3 protein-coding genes are annotated in these 3,000 nt (G+C 62.6%); 1 reads left to right on the forward strand and 2 read right to left on the reverse strand.

Going from position 1 to position 3,000, the window contains the following annotated elements; genetic code table 11:
- Together WBF74_RS08830 and WBF74_RS08835 are read right to left on the reverse strand one after the other, a co-directional pair.
- On the reverse strand, positions 1–740 hold a 740-nt coding region (locus tag WBF74_RS08830), incomplete at its 3' end, for an AI-2E family transporter (RefSeq protein ID WP_424438302.1).
- Positions 741–765: 25 nt separating this feature from the next.
- Positions 766–1,899 carry a DUF2066 domain-containing protein gene (locus WBF74_RS08835; protein WP_424438305.1) on the reverse strand — a complete coding sequence of 378 codons (1,134 nt, stop codon included), beginning with the start codon at positions 1,897–1,899 and terminating at the stop codon, positions 766–768.
- Positions 1,900–2,080: 181 nt separating this feature from the next.
- Here WBF74_RS08835 and purM point away from each other — a divergent pair.
- The coding region (purM, locus tag WBF74_RS08840; RefSeq protein ID WP_424438308.1) for a phosphoribosylformylglycinamidine cyclo-ligase at positions 2,081–3,000 on the forward strand (920 nt) is incomplete at its 3' end.

Here is a 3,000-nt window from a genome sequence, read left to right on the forward strand (position 1 = left end):
TAGGGAATGAAGCTGATAAGCCCCGCAACGATGCCGACGATCAGGCCGAAGCGCAGGCCGACCAGCGTCAACCCCACCGCATAGATGACACCGAGCACCAGACACACAATGACCTGCCCGCGGATAAACCCCGCCAGCACTTCGTTGATCTCGTTGGCGAGGCGGCGGATCGTTTCCTTGTGATCGAGCGGCAGAAGATCATCTACCTTCTCGACCAGATGGTCCCAGTCGAGCAGCAGGTAGAAGGCCACCACCGGCGTCACCACGATGAGCGAGAGGACGGCAACGATCTGCAGCCCCTGCGTGCCGAGAGAGGTGACGAAGGCGAGCAGCCAGTCGAGCGAGCCGGTAAGGCTTTCGGAGATCGCCTTTTCGACATCTGAGCCATGCACACCGAGGACACGGCCCAGACGGCCATCACCCACCGTGACCAGCCATTCCTGCCCGCGCTGGAGAAGGCGCGGTGTGATTTCGACGAGCGAGATCAACTGCCCGTAGAGAACCGGCACAAGCACGATGGCGAGAATGATGGCGAGCATCAGGAAGAAGATGGTGATGAGCGCGGTCGCGGCGAGGCGCGACAGGCCATATTTCTCCAGCCGGTCAGCCAGCGGATCGAGGAAATAGGCAATCGCCATACCCGCCACGAAAGGCAAAAGAATGCCTTTCAACAGCCAGAGCATAAGGATAAAAACACCGATCACCCCTGCCCATATGGCCGCTTGCCGCTGAATGCTCATGCACCGTGCCTCATGTGAAGCCCTGTCACTGCCGGACCGTCAGATGCCATTGTGGCGCGCGCGAAGTTGTGCTGGCGGGCGTATAGGGCGCAAGTTCTGCCGCGTTCTCTGACTTCCCCGCTGCGGCAAGACTGACATTCTGCTGGGCGAGCGAAAGCGCCAGCATGTCAGCGCTACCCTTGTGGGAAATCCTGATCTCGGCACCGCGCGAGGAAATGCCGACCACTTCCACACCCTGCACCAGCGGCGTCGAGGTGAGCCCCTTGCGGATGTTTTCCCATTCGGAGAGCGTCGCGAAATTCGCCTGAGCGACAATCGTGGAGACGCGGTTGTCCCGCACGATGATCTGCCGCTTCCACTGCGTGGAAAGCTCATTCAGCATGTCGGCCGCGGCGAGCCTCATGGCGGCCTCGTCCTGCCCTTCATAGGTCTTGGTGATGGGCGCGTTCTCGGTGACACCGCCCCGCCTTGTGAGCGTGACCCGCAGGCCGCTTCCTGCAGGAGATGCTTCCGCCACGACCACGCTGTTCGTGCCGTAATTGGCGGCAAGGTCTGTGAGCGCGGTGAGAGAGGCATCATCCCCCGCAATCGCCGTTGCGGTGGGGACTGCGTTGATTTCCATGATCTCGCCAATCGGCAGGATAAGCGGGGTCAGTTCATCGCTCGGCTCGAGCGAGGCCCAGGCTCTGCGCCAGGGATTGTTTTCCTCCCAAAGCACCGGCCCGCCCTCCCGATGCAGGACCGGCAGCAGCAGGGAAGCCCGCGCCTGCGTCTCGCCAAAGGCGACATTTGCGCCCCGCAGCAGGCGGCGCACAGCCTCGGGCTGGAAACTTACAATCATTTCAGCGATGTAGCGGGTGGAGCTCGTCTTTTCGTTAGCTACCTGAAAGCCCCGCACGGCGTTCTGCGCGGTCGCATCATCTACTTCCGGCAGCGATGCCCAGTCTTCCGGCAGGGTCAGCTTCTTCATCATCGCGCTGAGAGCAAGACGCTGCGCCTCGGCCAGCGCGGCGGCACGGGCCGCTGTGGCGCTTTCGGCTGTCTTGTCCACATGGATGCCCCGCACCGTAAAAATATCGGCGGCGGATGCGCACGAGAAAGGCACCATCAGCAACAGAGCCGCGAAACATGCGTGCAGAAGCCTGAAGGAAGAAATCATGGATAGAGCCTTGATCCGTCTCGATATATGGCGATTCAGCGCGCCCTTGGCGGGCACAGTACAACACTCCCGCGCCCCGGCGAAGGCGGCAGGCCGGAGTTTTTCGTCTTTCTCTTGCACCGCGGCACGATTTGGGGTGATTTGGGCGCATTCAAGCCCCTGACTCCCCTTGAGAGACCAAATGTCCCCCACCCCTCCGAAGGACCGCCCCAACCGCTATACCTATGCAGCGGCGGGGGTCGATATTGATGCCGGCAATGAATTGGTTCGGATGATCGTCCCGCTGGCTGCATCCACCAGGAGGCCCGGCTCCGACGCGGCGCTGGGCGGCTTTGGCGGGCTTTTCGATCTCGCCGCCTGCGGCTTCAGGGACCCGGTTCTGGTCGCTGCAAATGACGGCGTCGGAACCAAGCTCAAGGTGGCTATCGAGGCGGATATCCACAACACGGTCGGCATCGACCTCGTGGCTATGTCGGTGAACGACCTTGTGGTGCAGGGCGCGGAGCCGCTCTTCTTCCTCGACTATTACGCGACCGGCAAACTCCACGTAGATGTCGCCCGCGATGTGGTGGCCGGCATTGCCGAGGGGTGCCGTCAGGCGGGCTGCGCGCTTATTGGCGGTGAGACGGCGGAAATGCCTGGCATGTATGCCAAGGGCGACTATGACCTTGCGGGCTTTGCCGTCGGCGCGGTCGAGCGCGACCAGATCCTGCCGCGCGGCGATGTGCAGCCGGGTGACGTGCTGCTTGGCCTTTCCTCCTCCGGTTTCCATTCCAACGGCTTCTCGCTGGTGCGGCGCATTGTGGAAGATAACCGCCTCTCCTATTCCGCCCCCTTCCCGAATGGTGACGGGGCGAGCCTTGGCGAAGTGCTGCTCGCGCCGACCCGCATCTATGTGAAGGCGATGCTGCGCGCCATCCGCGAGACGGGCGCGGTGAAGGCAATGGCGCATATCACCGGCGGCGGCTTTGTAGAGAACATTCCCCGCGTGTTGCCCGATGGCATTTCCGCCGAGATCGACGGGGCGTCGTGGTCGATGCCGCCCGTCTTCCGCTGGCTCGTCTCGCTTGGCGGGATCGACGACGCTGAAATGGGCCGCAC

The sequence above is a fragment of the Parvibaculum sp. genome (genome assembly GCF_049672805.1).
Lineage (GTDB): Bacteria > Pseudomonadota > Alphaproteobacteria > Parvibaculales > Parvibaculaceae > Parvibaculum.

Coding starts and splice junctions, on each gene's coding strand:
- WBF74_RS08835 (WP_424438305.1), bottom strand. CDS start 1,899: ATGATTTCTTCCTTCAGGCTTCTGCACGCATGTTTCGCGGCTCTGTTG.